This is a genomic window from Streptomyces sp. TLI_105 (assembly GCF_900105415.1).
Taxonomy (GTDB): Bacteria; Actinomycetota; Actinomycetes; order Streptomycetales; family Streptomycetaceae; genus Streptomyces.
In genome coordinates, this window is the sequence record NZ_FNSM01000001.1 from 4,809,435 (window position 1) to 4,825,926 (window position 16,492).

General features: G+C 74.1%; 14 protein-coding genes. 4 read left to right on the forward strand and 10 right to left on the reverse strand.

The genetic code is table 11. The features are described from left to right. Window positions 1-35: 35 nt before the first annotated feature. Window positions 36-542, reverse strand: coding sequence for a MarR family winged helix-turn-helix transcriptional regulator (locus BLW86_RS22065; RefSeq protein ID WP_093875636.1), 507 nt, complete (start codon window positions 540-542; stop codon window positions 36-38). 82 nt (window positions 543-624) lie between these two features. Here BLW86_RS22065 and BLW86_RS22070 point away from each other — a divergent pair, with 82 nt between their 5' ends. Further along, a complete protein-coding gene (locus tag BLW86_RS22070) occupies window positions 625-1,413 on the forward strand; it encodes a dioxygenase family protein (RefSeq protein WP_093875637.1) in 789 nt (262 codons plus the stop codon). Between the two features lie 4 nt (window positions 1,414-1,417). Here BLW86_RS22070 and BLW86_RS22075 read toward each other — a convergent pair whose 3' ends face one another. Continuing rightward, window positions 1,418-2,425, reverse strand: a complete 1,008-nt coding sequence (locus BLW86_RS22075; RefSeq protein ID WP_093875638.1) for a questin oxidase family protein — start codon at window positions 2,423-2,425, stop codon at window positions 1,418-1,420. Between the two features lie 374 nt (window positions 2,426-2,799). Here BLW86_RS22075 and BLW86_RS22080 point away from each other — a divergent pair, with 374 nt between their 5' ends. Next, on the forward strand, window positions 2,800-3,801 hold the full coding sequence (locus BLW86_RS22080) for a sigma-70 family RNA polymerase sigma factor (RefSeq protein ID WP_093875639.1): 1,002 nt from the start codon (window positions 2,800-2,802) through the stop codon (window positions 3,799-3,801). A gap of 232 nt (window positions 3,802-4,033) precedes the next feature. Here the strand turns inward: BLW86_RS22080 and BLW86_RS22085 are convergent, their stop codons facing one another. Then, the gene (locus BLW86_RS22085; RefSeq protein ID WP_093878799.1) at window positions 4,034-4,993 is read right to left on the reverse strand and encodes a helix-turn-helix transcriptional regulator; all 960 of its coding nucleotides are present in this window, start codon (window positions 4,991-4,993) and stop codon (window positions 4,034-4,036) included. Between the two features lie 62 nt (window positions 4,994-5,055). Between BLW86_RS22085 and BLW86_RS22090 the strand changes: the two genes are divergently transcribed. Next, window positions 5,056-6,582 (forward strand): MFS transporter, encoded by a 1,527-nt coding sequence (locus BLW86_RS22090; protein WP_093875640.1) that lies wholly within the window; start codon window positions 5,056-5,058, stop codon window positions 6,580-6,582. 116 nt (window positions 6,583-6,698) lie between these two features. Here BLW86_RS22090 and BLW86_RS42105 read toward each other — a convergent pair whose 3' ends face one another. Next, window positions 6,699-7,676 (reverse strand): collagen-like domain-containing protein, encoded by a 978-nt coding sequence (locus BLW86_RS42105; RefSeq protein WP_177181721.1) that lies wholly within the window; start codon window positions 7,674-7,676, stop codon window positions 6,699-6,701. A gap of 124 nt (window positions 7,677-7,800) precedes the next feature. Between BLW86_RS42105 and BLW86_RS22100 the strand changes: the two genes are divergently transcribed. Next, window positions 7,801-8,580 carry a tetratricopeptide repeat protein gene (locus tag BLW86_RS22100; protein ID WP_177181722.1) on the forward strand — a complete coding sequence of 260 codons (780 nt, stop codon included), beginning with the start codon at window positions 7,801-7,803 and terminating at the stop codon, window positions 8,578-8,580. A gap of 191 nt (window positions 8,581-8,771) precedes the next feature. Here BLW86_RS22100 and BLW86_RS22105 read toward each other — a convergent pair whose 3' ends face one another. The 6 genes from BLW86_RS22105 to BLW86_RS22130 all read right to left on the reverse strand — a co-directional run bounded on the left by BLW86_RS22105 (window position 8,772) and on the right by BLW86_RS22130 (window position 16,280). Further along, window positions 8,772-9,614 carry a DUF6227 family protein gene (locus BLW86_RS22105; protein WP_256341698.1) on the reverse strand — a complete coding sequence of 281 codons (843 nt, stop codon included), beginning with the start codon at window positions 9,612-9,614 and terminating at the stop codon, window positions 8,772-8,774. Between the two features lie 72 nt (window positions 9,615-9,686). Then, the gene (locus tag BLW86_RS22110) at window positions 9,687-10,763 is read right to left on the reverse strand and encodes a P1 family peptidase (protein ID WP_093875641.1); all 1,077 of its coding nucleotides are present in this window, start codon (window positions 10,761-10,763) and stop codon (window positions 9,687-9,689) included. A 26-nt stretch (window positions 10,764-10,789) separates the two neighbouring features. Next, complete coding sequence (locus tag BLW86_RS22115) at window positions 10,790-11,587, reverse strand: SDR family oxidoreductase (RefSeq protein ID WP_093875642.1); 798 nt, start codon at window positions 11,585-11,587, stop codon at window positions 10,790-10,792. Window positions 11,588-12,248: 661 nt separating this feature from the next. Then, complete coding sequence (locus BLW86_RS22120; protein ID WP_093875643.1) at window positions 12,249-12,431, reverse strand: P-loop nucleotide/nucleoside kinase family protein; 183 nt, start codon at window positions 12,429-12,431, stop codon at window positions 12,249-12,251. Continuing rightward, entirely contained in the window at window positions 12,428-15,052 is a 2,625-nt protein-coding gene (locus BLW86_RS43245; protein ID WP_093875644.1) for an ATP-binding protein, read from the reverse strand. The genes BLW86_RS22120 and BLW86_RS43245 overlap by 4 nt, the downstream gene beginning before the upstream one ends. A gap of 64 nt (window positions 15,053-15,116) precedes the next feature. Further along, the gene (locus BLW86_RS22130) at window positions 15,117-16,280 is read right to left on the reverse strand and encodes a low temperature requirement protein A (RefSeq protein WP_256341389.1); all 1,164 of its coding nucleotides are present in this window, start codon (window positions 16,278-16,280) and stop codon (window positions 15,117-15,119) included. Window positions 16,281-16,492 lie beyond the last annotated feature (212 nt).

Consider the following 16,492-nt stretch of genomic DNA (forward strand, 5'->3'; position numbering starts at 1 on the left):
CCCGTTTCCCGATCTCGTTTCCCGGTCCGCTTTCTTCAGCGGAGCCAGGGCAGGTCCGCGTCCGCGTCCGTCGGTTCGAGGCCCTCGGCCATCACGCGCATGATCACGCCGAGCTGCTCCACCTGCTCGGGGGAGAGCCGGTCGAACATCGCCTGGCGGACGGCCGCCACATGGCCGGGCGCGTTCCGCCGGAGGACCTCCATGCCCTCGTCCGTCAGCTGGGCGAACTGCCCGCGCTTGTCGGAGGGGCAGTCCTCCCGCCGTACCCAGCCGTTCTTCTCCAGGCGGGCGATCGCGTGGGAGAGGCGGGAGCGGGTGATCTTGACGCTCCGGGCCAGCTCGGTCATCCGCAGGCGGCGGCGCGGGGCCTGGGAGAGCTGGACGAGGAGGCCGTAGTAGACGTGCGGCATCCCGGCGTCGCGCTGCAACTGGCGGTCGAGGTGGTCCTCCAGGAGCGTGGTGGCATGCAGGTAGGCGCGCCAGACGTGCTGCTCCTCGTCGGTCAGCCAGCGGGGTTCGGTCATGTCTCCCATGGGTCCCATCGTACGACTCATCCTTGAAAGTTGAACTATGTAGGTTTACGCTGCATCTGGAAAGCTTGAAGTTTCAAGAACGGAGGCCGTCATGGACACCACGCCGGTACGGATGCCCGCCCTCTACCTGTCCCACGGCGCCCCGCCGCTCGCCGACGACCCCGTCTGGCCCGGCGAGCTCGCCGCCTGGTCCGCCGGCCTGCCGCGCCCCCGGGCGATCCTCATGGTCTCCGCCCACTGGGAGGAGGCGCCGCTCGCGCTCGGCGCCACCGAGACCGTCCCCCTCGTCTACGACTTCTGGGGCTTCCCCGAGCACTACTACCGCGTCCAGTACGCCGCCCCCGGCGCCCCGCGGCTCGCCGAGGCCGTCCGCAAGCTGCTCCGCGCGCCCGGCACGCCCGTGCAGGACATCCCCGACCGGGGCCTCGACCACGGCGCGTACGTGCCGCTCGTCGAGATGTTCCCCGGCGCCGACATCCCCGTCCTCCAGATCTCCATGCCCACCCTCGACCCGCGCCGGCTCATGGACATCGGACGCAAGCTCGCCCCGCTGCGCGACGAGGGCGTCCTGATCGTGGGCAGCGGCTTCTTCACCCACAACCTCGCCGCCCTCCGCCACACCGGACCCGGCGTCCCCGGCTGGTCCGCCGAGTTCGACGCCTGGGGCAGCGAGGCGCTCGCCGCGCACGACGTCGACTCCCTCCTGGACTTCGAGCACAAGTCGCCCGCCGGCCGCCTCGCCCACCCCCGTACGGAGCACTTCGCCCCGCTCTTCGTCACCATGGGCGCGGCGGACGCGGCCGGCGACCTCGACGCGGAGCGCTCGGTGATCGACGGCTTCTGGATGGGACTCGCCAAGCGGTCCGTCCAGTTCGGCTGACCCCCTACAGGACGGGTGGGTTGAGCTCGATCGAGCGGACGGCGGCGGCCAGTGCGAGCGGATCGCCCACGTCGAGCGCCGTGTCCGTGAACTTGATCGTGTGGTCGTCGCCGTGGGCCGCCGCCCGCTCGAAGACCTCCTCGGCGGTGAGGCCCGTCCTCCCGTACGGGGCGGCCTCGCGCGGCGTGTAGGCCGCCGTCACCGCGGCCGCCGCCGCCCAGGCCGCCGCCACGCTCGGCGCCCACAGCTCGCGGGGCAGCGCGGGCAGGGACCGCAGGACCGCGTTCGGCGCGGTCGCCGCGTGCACCAGCATGATCGGCTCGCCGTGGCCGTGGGACGCGTACCGGTGCGTCGCCGCCGTCACCAGCTCGACGAGCAGCTCCCTCGCCGTGTCGGGATCCGGGGCCTCGCCCCACACCGGGAACGCCGTCAGCTGCGCGAGCCGGGCCCGGATCCCGCCGTCCTGCTCCCGCACCGGCGGTACGGCGTCCAGCGCGGCCGCCGCGGAGGGCGCCGGGGCCAGCGAGGTGAGCGGCGGGAGCGGCTGGTGGCGGGCCGCCCAGTAGCCGAGGGCGTGCGCCAGCTCGGCTCGGCGCGGCGCCGTCTCCTCCGCGCCCAGAAGGGTCCGTACGGCGTGACCGGTGCGGATCACCGGATGCGTCGCGCCGCCCGCGATGCCGGGCAGCAGCCGGGGCCACCACTCGGCGAGGACCGACCGCCACGGCCGGTCCGCCAGCTCCCGGGCGAAGAACCGGGTCCAGTCGGTGATCCGGACCGGATCGCCGAGCGCCTCCCGCCAGCTGCCCGCCGTGACCGGGAGGTGCGCCGGCGGCAGCTCCTCCAGCTTCGGCGCGTAGTGGTCGAGCCAGCGGTGGACGGCCGGGGCCTGGCCGTGGCGGACCAGGGCTTCGACGGCCATGGGGGCGTGGTTCGTGAGCCAGCCGCCCCGCTCGGGCCCCGTGGTGTGGAGCCGTTCGAGGGCCTCGTCAAGGGTGCCGGTGGTGTCGGTCATGGGGGCGACGCTAGGGCGGCCGGCGGCCCGGCGGAACGGTCTCGGGCCCTAGGACCCGTCTTAGGTCCCGGGTACGAAGGCAACCGTGGATCAGGCCACGGCGTCTGAAGGGATGGCGCCGCATGTGATCGCGGTCTCACCGACGGCGTGGTCGGAGACCCCGCGAGGGGCGCCGCTCCGCCCTCCGTGCCCGTCTGACCTGCACCTCCGTGGGTGCCCGCGGGATGCCCGCAGGGGTGGCGGCGGCGCAGGATACTGCATGATCGCGAAAATCCATGTGCCGGGTGGGAATTCTGTCCTGATTCCAGTCGTTGTTTCCGTCGGATGCAGGGCACCCGTAAGGGTGTCGCGACCTACTCAGCAAGGGAGCACGCATGGCAACCCGTGCCGTCGCCCGTCGTCAGACCTCCGCCCAGAGCGGGGCCGCACGGGCAAGCAGCGTTCGCGCCGTGGGCGGGGAGATCGCCGACCGCGACCTGGTCGGCATGTACCTCGACGAGATCGCGCGCACGCCCCTGCTCGACGCCGCCAAGGAGGTCGAGCTCTCCCAGACGATCGAGGCGGGCGTCTACGCCCAGGAGATTCTCGACGGAGAGGTGGAGAGCGAGGCCGGCGGGGCGACCCGCGAGGAGCTCGAAGCGCTGGTCGCCGAGGGCGAGCGGGCCAAGGACCTCTTCATCAAGTCCAACCTGCGGCTCGTGGTGGCCGTCGCCCGGCGCTACCCGCGCAGCGGGCTGCCGCTGCTCGACCTGATCCAGGAGGGGAACGCGGGCCTGGTGCGCGCGGTCGAGAAGTTCGACTACGCGAAGGGCTTCAAGTTCTCCACGTACGCCACGTGGTGGATCCGCCAGGCCATCACCCGGTCCATCGCCGACCAGTCCCGGACCATCCGGCTCCCCGTCCACCTGGTGGAGGAGCTCGGCCGGATCCGCCGGGTGCAGCGCGAGTTCAACCGCGAGAACGGCCGGGAGCCCGAGCCCGCCGAGATCGCCGCCGAACTCGGCTCGACGCCCGAGCGCGTCACCGACGTCCTGGACTGGGCACGGGACCCCGTCTCGCTGAACATGTCCGTGGACGACGAGGGCGAGACCCAGTTCGGCGACCTGCTCGAGGACACCTCGGCGGTCTCCCCCGAGCAGTCGGTGCTCACGCTGCTGCGCAGCGAGGAGCTCGACGACCTCATCGACAAGCTCGACCACCGGACGGCGTCGATCATCCGCATGCGGTACGGCATCGAGGACGGCCGCGAGCGGACGCTGACGGAGGTCGGCAAGGAGCACGGGCTGACCCGCGAGCGGATCCGCCAGATCGAGAAGCACGCGCTGCTGGAACTGAAGAAGATGGCCCACGACACGGGCTTCGACGCGGTGGCCTGAACCGGGCCGGCAATCCAGAAGGCCCCAGGGACGAGAGCCCCCGGGGCCTTTCGCCCACCCCGCACGTACGGGCACGCGCCTGCGGGGCGGGCGGGGGTGGGTGGGCGCCGCCCCGGCGAAGTGGCTGCCCATAACGGGGCGCGGGAGCGGGCACCGCCCCAGTCGGCGCGCCCACCACGGGGCGGGTACAGGAGTGGTCGCCGCTCACGCGGAACCGCCGTCCGCAACAGGCTCACCCGCCCGCCGCCGAAGCGAGCCTCGTGGACAAGTCCCGCATGTACGTGATCAGCGGCCCCGGCCCATGGACGGTGAAGTCGACGTCCATCAGCGCGAGCCGCAGCGCCAGCCATTCCACCGAGTCCGCGACGCGCGCCCGCAGCCGGCAGCGGTCCGGCCCCGTCGCCACCGGCACGAGGTGGGACGGGAGGCGCGCCACGACGAACTCGGCCGGCGCGGCGAACGTCACGTCGAGGTCGACCTCGCCCTGGGCCCGCGCCATGGAGCGGGCCATGTAGGTCGCGGCGTCGCCGGACGGCAGTTCACGCGGCGCGAAGCGCGCCCCCGTCGCGAGCGGTTCGCTCACCCGGTCCACCCGGAAGGTCCGCCAGTCCTCGCGCCCCAGGTCGTACGCGACGAGGTACCAGCGCCGCCCGGTCGACACCAGCCGGTACGGTTCCACGAGCCGTTTCGTCTCCGTGCCGTCCCCCGCCCGGTAGCCGAACCGCAGCCGCTCGTGCCCCGTGACCGTGCCCGCGAGCGTGGTCAGGGTGGCGGTGGTGACGGTGGCCCCGTCCCCGCGGGTCAGCGGGATCGTCGCGTTCTGGAGGACGGAGACCCGGTGCCGGAGCCGCGAGGGCAGCACCTGCTCCAGCTTGGCCAGGGCCCGTACGGACGCCTCCTCGACGCCCTCGATGGCGTGCCCGGCCCCGGCGCGCAGGCCGACGGCGATCGCGACGGCCTCCTCGTCGTCGAGGAGCAGCGGCGGCATCGCCGTACCGGCGACGAGGCGGTAGCCGCCGACGGCGCCCATGGTCGCCTCGACGGGGTAGCCGAGGTCGCGGAGCCGGTCGATGTCCCGGCGGATGGTGCGCGGGGAGACCGAGAGCCGTTCGGCGAGTTCGCTTCCGGGCCACTCGCGCGGGGTCTGGAGGAGCGAGAGCAGATTCAGGAGTCGTGCCGGAGTGTCCGTCATGTCTTCCAGGATGCGCTCCATCTAGGACATGAACTGACCTAGATGACTTCTATCTTCTTCGTATGAGTTCACACGACGCCGCCACCGAGGCGGCCGCGGCAGGCGACAAGCGGCGCTGGATCGCCCTCGCCATCGTCATGACCGCCGCCTTCATGGACCTGGTCGACGCCACGATCGTCAACATCGCGATCCCCAGCATCGAGAAGGACCTCGGGGCCTCGTTCGGGGCCATCCAGTGGATCACCGCCGGGTACGCGCTGGCGTTCGCCGCCGGTCTGATCACCGGCGGGCGGCTCGGGGACATCTACGGCCGCAAGCGCCTCTTCCTCCTCGGCACCGCCGGCTTCACCCTCGCCTCGGCGCTCTGCGGTTTCGCGGCCAACCAGGAGATGCTGGTCGGCTCCCGCCTGCTCCAGGGCGCGGCGGCCGCGATGATGGTGCCGCAGGTCCTGTCGATCATCCACGTCACCTTCCCGGCGCACGAGCGCGGCAAGGTCTTCGGGATGTTCGGCGCGATCATCGGCCTCGGCGCGGTCTCGGGCCCGCTGCTGGGCGCGCTGCTCACCCAGTGGAACATCGCGGGCCTGGAGTGGCGCCCGATCTTCCTGATCAACCTGCCGGTCGGCGTCGCGGCCCTGTTCCTGGGCCGGAAGTTCATCACCGAGTCGAAGGCGCCGAAGGCGCTCAAGCTCGACATGGTCGGTGTGCTCCTGGTGACGGCCGCGCTGCTGATGCTGGTCTACCCGCTGACGCGCGGCCGTGAGCTGGACTGGCCGCTGTGGGGTCATCTGATGATGGCCGGCAGCCTGCTCGTCTTCGGCGCGCTCGTGGCGTACGAGAAGTACAAGACGAAGAAGGACGGTTCGCCGCTCGTCGAGCTGTCGCTGTTCAAGGTGAAGAGCTTCGCGGCCGGCATCGCGGTGCAGCTGACCTTCGGCGTCGTGCTCGGCATCTTCTTCCTGGTCTGGACGCTCTACATGCAGATCGGGCTCGGCTGGAGCCCGCTGAAGGCGGGCCTGACGGGGGTGCCGTTCTCGATCTCGGTCTCGGTGGCCGCCGGCATGTCCGTGCAGAAGCTGGTGCCGCGCTTCGGCCGGAAGGTGCTCCAGGCGGGCGCGCTGACGATGATCGCGGGCATCCTGCTCTACTTCTTCGTGGCCGGGCGGTACGGGATCGGGATCCACTCCTGGCAGATGATCCCGCCGCTGGTGGTCATGGGTCTCGGCATGGGCCTGATCGTGGCGCCACTGACGGACGCGGTGCTGTCCGAGGTGCCGAAGGAGCACGCCGGTTCGGCCTCGGGCCTGATCAACACGACCGGGCAGATGGGCAACGCGCTGGGCCTCGGCCTGGTGTCGGTGGTCTTCTTCGGTCAGATCGACGACGAGCGGCTCGCCAAGGCTCCGGCCGAGGTGGGGACGGCGTTCACGAACGCCTTCCAGAACTCGCTGGGCTGGGCGGCCGGTGTGCTCGCCCTGATCTTCCTGGTGATGTTCGCGCTGCCGGCGAAGCCGAAGCAGCACCTGGAGGGCGGCGACGACGAGGTCGTCGCCGACGAGATCGAGAAGGAGCCGGCGCTCACGCACTGACCTTCTTCCGACAGGGCCCTGGCCCCAGGATTCGTCCCGGAACCAGGGCCCTTCGGCATGCCCGGCCGGGCCGGGCGGGAGAGGGGCGGTGTGCACCGCCCCTCTTGGCCGTGCCGTCAGCGGTGGTTGACGGCGCCGTGCTTCAGATCACCCTTGAACTTCCCCTTGAGCGCGCGCATCGCGACCGGCGTCGGGGTCGACTGCTGCACCCAGCCCTCGTCCCAGACGAACGTGTTGCCCTGGATGTCCCCGTGCGTCTGCCACACCGCTCCGCTGGGCGTGATCACCTTGACGAAGGCGTCGTTGCCCTGGGCCTCGATGGCGATGCCGCAGGCCGTGGCGGGGTAGTTCGGGTTGGCGGGGTCGGTGGGGGTCGCGACCGTGTTGGTGAGGTCCTGCCAGACGATCGTCCCGCCCGGCACGCTCGCCTTGCCGACGAACGCCTTGCCGTTGTAGAGAGCGGCCTGGAAGTCCTCGGAGTTGGACGGGCTGTAGGCGTCGATGTCGACGCAGGGCCCGGCGGCCCCGGTGTCACCCTTCGGTCCTGCCGGTCCTGCCGGTCCTGCCGGTCCTGCCGGGCCGGTGGCACCGCCACCCGGGCCGGTCGGGCCCTGCGGGCCGGTGTCGCCCTTGTCACCCTTCGGGCCGGCAGGGCCGGTGTCGCCCTTCGGGCCCTGGGGGCCCGTGGGACCGGTCGGGCCGGGCCGCCCGCCGTGGTCCTCGCAGTCGTCTCCGTAGCCGCCGCCCTTGAGGGACCGGGCGGCTCGCGCCCCGCTCTCCAGGGCGTGCTGGACCTGCCCGTCGACGTACGCGCCGACCTCGCCCATCTTGGGGTGGTGCGGGCCGTGCGGGCCTTCCGGACACTCGCCGCCCATCGGGGCGGCGCTCGACGCGACGAGTCCGCCCGGGGCCATCGCCATGGCGGGGCCCGCCATTCCCGTCGGGACGAGGGCGAGCGAGGCGACGGCACCGCCTGAGACCCAGGCGCGACGTCGGGCGAGCGGACCCAGGGGAGACCTGGTCCTGAGATCCGCACCGCCCTCGCCGGCATCCCGGGCGAGCTGCGCGAGGAGCCGTGGGTGAACTTCGGCCACAACCGCAGCCTGAACATCGCGCGCCCGTGGCCGGGCCGACTACCTGCTGCTCCTCGACGCCGACCACGTCCTGCGCCAGGACGGCCCGCTGCCCGACGCCGGCGGCCCGCTCGCCGACGCGTACATGATCCGCCACCGGGGGCCCGTCGAGTACCGCATCAAACGCCTGGTCAGAGGCGATCTGCCGTGGCGGTACGAGGGCGTCACCCACGAGTACCTGACGGCCGACCGGGAGCACGTCCAGGAGAACCTGGACGCCCTCGTCATCGAGGACCACGCCGACGGCGGTTCGCGCCACGACAAGTTCGAGCGCGACGCCCGCCTGCTGAGCGCCGAGCTCGACCGGGACCCGGCGAACCCCCGTACGGTCTTCTACCTCGCGCAGACCCTGCGGGACATGGGCCGCTCCGACGAGGCCGTCGCCCTCTACGAGCGGCGCGCGGCCATGGGCGGCTGGGGCGAGGAGGTGTACTTCTCCCTGCTCCAGTCGGGGGTCCTCCGGGCCGACGCCGGCGACTGGCCGGCCGGGATGGACGCTCTGACGCGCGCCTGGGAGTCGCGGCCCGAGCGCCTCGAAGCCTGCTACGAGCTGGTGGCGCGGCTGCGGAGGCTACGGCGCCACCAGGCCGCCCACGCCCTCGTGGCCACCGTCCTGGACCGGGGGATGCCGGACGACGTGCTGTTCACCCAGCCGTGGGTGTACCGGTGGGGGCTGCTCTTCGAGTACTCGATCACCGCGTACTGGGTGGGCGACCACGCCGCCTCGCTCGCCGCCTGCGACCGGCTGCTCGCGCTGCCGGACCTGCCGGAGAACTACCGCGAACAGACCCGCGCCAACCGGGAGTTCGCCGTCCGGCGCCTGACCGAGACCGCCGCTGTCCCCGCCCTGACCCTCGCCACCTGAACGGACGGGGCCGGAGCCGACGGCTCCCGGGCTGGGCCGGGCCGCCCGGCCGACCTCCGGGCCGGCCGCCCGGCCGACTTCCCGGCCCGGGCTGCCCGGTCAGGGGTCGGAACGGCGGCGGCGGTCCGGCCGGAAGCCTGATCGGCGGTCCGGCCGGAAGCCGCCTGATCGACGGTCCGGGCGGTGGCGCGTCAGCGGACCCGGGAGCGGGACTCCATCGCGCCGCGGGCCGCGTGCTCGTCCTCGTACACCTCGCACATGTGCCGGCCGTCCGGCGTCGCCGTGTGCTCGACCTCCCAGAGGCTGACCTCGCTGCCGTCGAGCAGCAGGAACTGGTGCTCGTAGAGGGTGAAGCCGGCGTCCCGGCCGCCCTCCACCGCGCAGTGACGTCCGAAGGCCTGCGTGATGTGGTGCGCGAAGGCCAGCCGGAGACGGCGGGCCGTCCGCTCGCCCGGCCGGTCCGCGTTCTCCGCGCGGCGCAGGACGCGGCGCGCGTGGTCGGCGGAGTTGTCCGGCACGTACATCCGGGGCTGGGCGGGTATCGGGCGGGCGAGCAGGGCGCTCAGCAGCCCCAGGTCGTCGTCCTCGTCGAGGACGCGGCCGTCGGAGCGCTCCGCCGTCCAGCCCTGCAGCGGACCGGTCGGGAGACGGGAGGCGGCGAGCCGCGCCTCCGACTCCTCCGTGTACAGCTCGTGCTGCTCGGTGCCGTCCCGGCCGGCGTTGTGCACGAGCTCCCAGAGGCTGAGCGCGCTGCCGTCGGCGAGCAGATAGGTGTGGCGGTGGGTCGTGCGGTGCAGCGACGCGCTGTGGTGCGAGGAGTGCAGCGCGCTGGAGTGGGCGAGCGCCGTGCCGAGGCGCTCGACGGTCGAGTCGGGCAGGTCGAAGGAGTTGAGCGCCCGGCCGAGGAGCCGCTCAAGGTGCGCCTCGGTCGTCTCGTACGGATCGTGAGGATCCTGCGGATCGTTCAAGAGGGTCTCCAGGCCGTCGCCGCATGTCACTTGGTGCTTGCTTAACGTAGTCCCTGGGTCTGACATCGTGTCCGGGGTTCCGGCAAAACGAAGGGTCCTCACGGGAAGTTCCCGCCGATTTTCCCAACTCCCTTCCTCTTACCGGGAGTACGCGCCCGCCTCCGGTCCGTACAGCTCGCCGTACGAGGGGAAGTCGCCGCCGGGACCGCGCCCGCCGCCCGGGGCCGCGAGGACCGCGCGGACGATCGCCCGGGTCACCAGATCCGCGCCCGCCGCCAGGATCTCGTTCAGGGCGAGCGGGCCCGCCCCCTCCGGCAGTTCCCGCGCCCCGGTGGCGAGGGCGAAGACCGTGTCCCCGTCGTTCATCAGGTGCACCGGCCGCACCGCGCGCGCGATGCCGTCGTGCGCCGTGCCCGCGACCTTCCGCGCCTGGGCCCGGGTCAGCGCCGCGTCCGTCGCGACCACGGCGAGCGTGGTGTTCAGCGGGGGAGGGGCGGACGCCTTCCGCGCCCCCGCGAGCCGCCGCTGGGCCGCCTCGTGGACGGTGGCGTCCGGGAAGGCGGGCCGGCCGGCCTCGAAGTAGCTGCCGTACGGGACGCCCGTCGACGGGTCGACGGCCGAACCCACCGCGTTCACCACGACCAGCGCCCCGACCGTGATCCCCGACTCCAGGACGGTGCTCGCCGTCCCCACCCCACCCCGCAGGCCGCCGACCACGGCCCCCGTGCCCGCGCCGACCGCGCCCGTCCTCACGCGCGCGTGGTCCCCGCTCGCGGCGGCCGCCTCCGCCGCCGCCCGACCCGTCGCCGCGTCCGGGCGGGCCGTGAAGTCGCCGCCCCGGCCCAGGTCGAAGACGCACGCGGCGGGCACCACCGGCACCACGTGGGACGGATCGGGGCCCACCCGTACGCCCCGGTTCCGCTCCGCCAGCCAGGCCATCACCCCGGCGGCCGCGTCCAGGCCGTACGCGCTGCCGCCCGTCAGGACGACCGCGTCGATCCGCTGGACCACGTTCCGCGGGTCCAGGGCGTCCGTCTCCCGCGTGCCCGGCCCGCCGCCCCGGACGTCCACGGCGGCCACGACCCCGCCCTCCGGGGCCAGGACCACCGTGGTGCCGCTCAACGCCCCGGGACCGGCCACGCGCGCGTGCCCCACGCGCAGCCCGCTCACGTCGGTGATCCCGTCCTGCCCGTCCGTCGCTTCGGGAAGTGTCATGTCCCCTGCCTACCACGGTGCTTGGCTCAGCGCTTGGGTCCGAGGTAGGTGCCGCCCGAGGCGTCGAGCACGGTGCCGGTGATCCAGCGGCCGTCCTCCGAGGCCAGGAAGGCCACCGGGTCGGCGATGTCCTCCGGCTGCCCGACCCACGGCAGCGCCTGACCGCCGATCAGCATGCCCTCCAGCTGCGGCATCGCCGCCATGGCGGCGGTGAGGCCGGCGGTCTGCGTCGGGCCGGGGGCGACCGTGTTGACGGTGATCCGGCGCTCCCCGACCACGTTGGCGAGGGTGCGCGTGAAGGTCTCCATCGCCCCCTTCGTCATCGCGTACGCCAGCTCGTCGGCGAGTGCGATCCGGGTGACGGCCGAACCGATGTTGATGATCCGTCCGCCGTCGCGCAGCATCGGCAGCAGCCCCTGGACGAGGAAGTACGGCGCCCGGACGTTGACCGCGAAGACGCGGTCGAACTGCTCGGGCGTCTCGTCCGCGAGGTGGCCGCCCGAGGTGGTCGCGGCGGCGTTGTTGACCAGGACGTCGAGCACGGCCTCCCCGGTGTGGGCGGCGAGCCCGGCCCGGACGCCCTCGACCAGGGCGGGCGCCCCGTCGTGCGCGGCCAGATCGGCCCCGACGGAGAAGGCCCGCCCGCCGTCCCGGGCGATCAGGTCCACGGTCTCCTGCGCGGCGGCGGCGTCCTGCCCGTAGTGCACGGCGACGAGCATCCCGTCGGCGGCGAGCCGCCGGGCGATCGCCCGCCCGATCCCCCGGGAGGAACCGGTGACGAGGGCGGTACGGGGGGTGGCGTCGGCGGGGATGTGCTGCTGCATGGCGATCTCCTCGGGTCTTCCGTGCGGCCCGGGGCGTTTCCCCGGGGCACGGGAAGAACACTCGCGCCGGACGCTGACGAACCACTGACGACCACCTGACACCCACTGACGGACCCCGCCCGCCGCACCGCCCGTCGCGGTCAGCCGCCCCGCCGGTACGGCACCCACCCCGTCGCGGGCGCGCCCGCCGGGGCGGTGCCCACCCCTCGCGCCCCCGTGGCTGGCGCGCCCGCCGGGGCGGTGCCTACCCCAGCGCCCTCGTTGTGGGCATGCGTTCCGCCGGGGCGGAACGGGTGGGCACAACGGAACGGCGCCCTTGCCGGCGCCAGAGGCTCCCGCGCCTGGACCCGCACCGGCAGGTACGGCGCACGCGTGGTGCGGGTCCAGGCGCGGAACGCGAAGGCGCCACTGAGGGGGTCGTCCCGTGTGTCCACCCTCCCCCAAGCTCTCGGCTTCGCTCGAGCAGGGGGGACCCCCTCGCCCCAGCGGGACGATTGCCCACACGGGCGGGGGAACCGCCCCGCAGGCGCGCGCCCACACGGTCGGGGGCCCCACACGGGCGCGGGCACCGGCCGGGCGCGGGCACCGCCCGGGGGCAGGTGGGGGTACGGGGCCGTGGGATCAGGGGCCCGTCAGGTGGGCGTTCGTCTCCGTCACGAGATCAGCGAGCGCCCCCGCGTCCACAGGACGCCTCGTCGCCGACGCCGAGCGAGCCGTACAGGAACTCCAGGATCGCGTCCTTGTCGACGAGCGGCAGCCCGAGCCCGGTGGCGAGCCGTCGCCCCAGGGTCGTCTTCCCGCTCGCGGGCAGCCCGGAGACGATCACGAAGGCCTTGTCGTTCACGCCGGCAGCCCCGCCCGGCGGGCCGTGTCCGCCGCGCGGGCGCGGTCGGCCGCCGCCGACGCGGCGTCCCCGGCGGCCTCGTGGACGGCGGCGCGGCGGTGGAGCAGGTCGACGACGTCCTCGGCGACCCCCAGCGACTCGAAGAGCTCCAGGGCCTCCGCGAGCAGGGGCAGCGGCTCGGCGGTGTGCGCCGCCAGCCCCTCCAGCGCGGTCGCCGTCCCCCACCGCTCCCCGAGCGCCCGGAAGCCGGAGAGGGCCTGGACGAAGAGGGCCTTCGAGGACGCCAGGTGGGCGTGGCCCACCTGGCCGAGGGCGCGGGACCAGGGGTCGTCGCCCATGCGGAGGCCCTTCAGGGGGCCTATGGACGTCGACCAGAGGAAGGCCGTGTACGGCTGCCTGAGCGGAGCCGTGCGCGCGACGAGGAACTCCCGCGCCCGGTCCACGTGTTCGCCTTCCCGGAGGCCCGCCGCGAGGACGCACAGCGCGTACTCCTCGCCCAGTTCCGCCGTCGGCTCCACCCGGTCGAGGAGCTCCGCGACCGGCGCCGCCACCCGGCCCCGGAGCCCGCGCAGCCACCAGTACGGGCTGAGCGCGGCCACCAGCCGCAGCCCGTCCTCGGGCGTGCCGCGCCGCAGCGCCGCCCGCAGGTTCGCGTCCTCCGCGTCCAGCCGGGCCAGCCACTCCAGCTGGGCGGGCCCGCGCAGTTCGGGGTCGGCCGCCTCGGCGAGCTCCCGGTAGTACGCGTGGTGGGCGGCGATCGCCGGGTCCCCGTCCGGGAGCCGCTCGGCGGCGTAGGCGCGGATCGTCTCCAGCATCCGGTACCGGCCGTCGTCCCGTACCTCCACCAGCGACTTCTCCACGAGCGAGGCCAGCGGGTCCGCGCCCGCGCCGCACACCCGGGCCACCGCCTCCGCCGTCGCGCCGCCCCGGAACACGGAGAGCCGCGCGGCCAGTTCCCGCTCGTCCGGTTCGAGCAGCGACCAGCTCCACTCGACCACGGCCCGCAGCGTCCGGTGCCGCTCCGGCGCGGTGCGGTCCCCGCGCGACAGCAGTTCGAACCGCTCGCCGAGGCCGTCCGCCAGCTCCTCCACGGTCAGGGTCCTCAGGCGGGCGGCCGCGAGCTCGACGGCGAGCGGCAGCCCGTCGAGGCCCGCACAGAGCTCCGCCACGCGCGCGTGGCCCGTGAATCCGGGCCGGACCGCCGCCGCCCGCCGCACGAACAGCTCCTCCGCCGCGTCCGGCGCGAGGGCGCCGAGCGGCAGCAGGGACTCCCCGGTGATGCCGAGCGCCTCCCGGCTCGTCGTCAGCATCCGCAGCCCCGGGCAGGCGGCGAGCAGTCGTCGTACGAGGAGTGCCGTCTCCGTGACGACGTGCTCGCAGTTGTCCACGATCAGCAGCACCGACCGTCCGGCCAGGGCCGTTTCGAGCCGCGCCGCGCCCCGTACGCCGAGCGCCGCCGCGAAGGCCTCGGCGACCTCGACAGAGACGGAGCCCGTACGCCCGTCGCCGGCAGTCGCGGAGCCCGTATGCCCGTCGCCGGGAGCCGCGGAGCCCGTATGCCCGTCGCCGGCAGCCGCGGAGCCCGTACGCCCGGCAGCCGCCCCGGTCCCGCTCGCCGTGGAGCCCGTACGTCCGCCCCCGCCGCCCATCGACCCCGCGCCCCCGACCGCCCCCAGGTCCACGAACCTCACCTCCCCCGGCAGCCCCGCGCCCACCTCCAGCGCCAGCCGGGTCTTGCCCGCGCCACCCGGGCCCACCAGGGTCACCAGGCGCGCGGCCGCCACCAGGGCGGCCAGCCGCTCCCGTTCCCGCTCGCGGCCCACGAAGTCCGTCAGCGGCGCGGGCAGCGGCGGGCACGTCCGGTCCGAGGCGGCCGTCCCGCCCCGCAGCACCTCCAGGTGTACGGCGGACAGTTCCGGCGACGGATCGGCCCCCAGCTCCTCGGCGAGGGCAGCCCGCACCTCCTCGTACACGGCGAGCGCCTCCGCCTGCCGTCCCGCCGCGGCGAGCGCCCGCATCTGCAGCCCGCGCAGCCGCTCCCGCAGCGGCTGCTCCCGCACCGACCGCTCCAACTCCCTTACGAGTGCGGTCAGGTCACCGCCGACGGCCAGCTCGGCGGCCGCCCACTCCTCCACCGCGTCGAGCCGCAGCGCGTCGAGCCGGGCCGCCTGGCCCGCGGCGAACGGCGCGTCCCGCACGTCGGCGAGCGCCGGCCCCCGCCAGAGCCCGAGCGCCTCCCGCAGCAGGCCGGCCGCGCGGCCGGGGTCGCCCGCCGCACGCGCGCGCGTACCCTCCCGGGCGAGCGCCTCGAAGCGCAGGACGTCCACGTCCGTGGCGGGGTCGCCGACGGCCAGCCGGTATCCGGCGGGCGAGAACTCGACCGTTACGCCCGGCGGGAGGGCCCGGCGCAGCCGCGAGACCTGGGCCTGGAGCGCGCCCTGGGCGCCGGCCGGCGGCTCGTCCCCGTACAGCCCGTCGACGAGCCGCTCCACCGGGACGGTCCTGCCCGCGTCGAGGAGGAGCCGGGCGAGCAGGGCGCGGACCTTGGGGCCGCCGGTGGCGGGCGCCGGGGTGCCGGTGGCATCGGTGGTCGCGAGCGGCCCGAGGAGGCGGAAGATCATGTGCGGATTGTGTCCCGGTGGACGGCCGCTCTTCCAGCCTCCGGTCTCCGGGGCCCGTCAGGCCTCAGGCCGTCGTCCTCGCGCGCGTGCGGGGGTTGCGGGCGGTCAGGGTGACCCCGACGGCGACCGTGGCCGCCGCGACGAGCCCGGCCGCGAGGACCGCCCAGCGACCCGCGAACGAGCACATCAGGATCGCGAACGAGGAGACCGGCAGGACCAGTTGTTGGGCGATGCCGACCTTGAAGTAGCGGGCGTGCAGCAGCCACACCGACAGCAGGAACACGGCCGAGGGGATCGTCACGGCGGCGGAGGCGGCGAGCGTGGAGATGTGGGCCTTGCCCACGGCCTGCTCGACGGCGATCTCCAGGCCGGCCCCGACGGCGGCGGCCGACGCGAAGATCACGTAGTGGCCGTAGCCCCACAGGAAGCCCTGGCGGCTGGAGGTCAGCCGGTCGTGGGCGGGCACGACGAAGTAGATCCACCAGGCGGCGAAGACCAGCAGCAGGCCGCCCGCGGCGATCGGCAGCACCTCGCCGAGGGCGTCGTTCTCGACGATGCCGGTCTTCACGGCGACGGTGGCGGCGGCGACGGTCTCGCCCAGCACGATGATGGTGAACAGGCCGTACCGCTCGGCGATGTGGTGCGGATGCCAGGTGCTGGCGGTCTCCTTCTCCGCGTACACGGGCACGGCCATCTCGGCCACCACCATGACGAGGAAGACCCAGGGGCGGGCCGACTCGGGCGCGAGGACCAGCGCGAGCCAGCCGATCTGGACGGCGATGACCCCGCCCGCGTACCGGCGGCACATCGTCCGCTCGGCCGGGTCGGTGGCGTGGTGGGCGGCGCGCAGCCACTGCGAGGCGAGGGCGAGCCGCATCACGACGTAACCGATGTAGACGACGAGGAAGTCGTGCTCCTCGAAGGCGCGCGAGACGCCGGCGGCGAGGACGAGCACGCCGGCGATCTGGACGAGGGTGACGACCCGGTAGAGGACGTCGTCGTTGTCGTAGGCCGAGGCGAACCAGGAGAAGTTCATCCAGGCCCACCAGATCGCGAAGAAGATCATCGCGTAGTCGAGGATGCCCTCGCCGGCGTGGCCCTCGGCGATCGCGTGCACGAGTTCGGCGCCGGCCTGGGCGACGGCCACGACGAAGCAGAGGTCGAAGAAGAGCTCCAGGGGCGTGGCGGCCCGGTGCGACTCCTCGCGGGAGCGAGCGGTGAGGGGCATGAACGGTTGTGTCATGCGCCCCAGCACAGCAGAACGGGCGGCGGGCCCCCAACACGTGCCACGCCCTGCGGGGCGCCCGCGGCCCGCGACCGGGGGCCCGGGCCCGCCCGGCGGCCATCGCCGCCCGGGGCGATCGGCACGACACGTCGTCCCCGCCTCCCCCGGCGGCCCGTCGCGGCCCGCGAGGTGTTCACGGCCCACGGGCTGCGCGA

Bases quoted from the DNA above. Each gene is read 5' to 3' on its own strand.
- BLW86_RS22110 (WP_093875641.1), bottom strand. From the start codon at position 10,763: ATGACACTTCCCGAAGCGACGGACGGGCAGGACGGGATCACCGACGTG.
- BLW86_RS22105 (WP_256341698.1), bottom strand. From the start codon at position 9,614: ATGTCAGACCCAGGGACTACGTTAAGCAAGCACCAAGTGACATGCGGC.
- BLW86_RS22130 (WP_256341389.1), bottom strand. From the start codon at position 16,280: ATGCCCCTCACCGCTCGCTCCCGCGAGGAGTCGCACCGGGCCGCCACG.
- BLW86_RS22115 (WP_093875642.1), bottom strand. From the start codon at position 11,587: ATGCAGCAGCACATCCCCGCCGACGCCACCCCCCGTACCGCCCTCGTC.
- BLW86_RS43245 (WP_093875644.1), bottom strand. From the start codon at position 15,052: ATGATCTTCCGCCTCCTCGGGCCGCTCGCGACCACCGATGCCACCGGC.
- BLW86_RS22080 (WP_093875639.1), top strand. From the start codon at position 2,800: ATGGCAACCCGTGCCGTCGCCCGTCGTCAGACCTCCGCCCAGAGCGGG.
- BLW86_RS22090 (WP_093875640.1), top strand. From the start codon at position 5,056: ATGAGTTCACACGACGCCGCCACCGAGGCGGCCGCGGCAGGCGACAAG.
- BLW86_RS22085 (WP_093878799.1), bottom strand. From the start codon at position 4,993: ATGACGGACACTCCGGCACGACTCCTGAATCTGCTCTCGCTCCTCCAG.
- BLW86_RS22070 (WP_093875637.1), top strand. From the start codon at position 625: ATGGACACCACGCCGGTACGGATGCCCGCCCTCTACCTGTCCCACGGC.
- BLW86_RS22065 (WP_093875636.1), bottom strand. From the start codon at position 542: ATGGGACCCATGGGAGACATGACCGAACCCCGCTGGCTGACCGACGAG.
- BLW86_RS22100 (WP_177181722.1), top strand. From the start codon at position 7,801: ATGATCCGCCACCGGGGGCCCGTCGAGTACCGCATCAAACGCCTGGTC.
- BLW86_RS22075 (WP_093875638.1), bottom strand. From the start codon at position 2,425: ATGACCGACACCACCGGCACCCTTGACGAGGCCCTCGAACGGCTCCAC.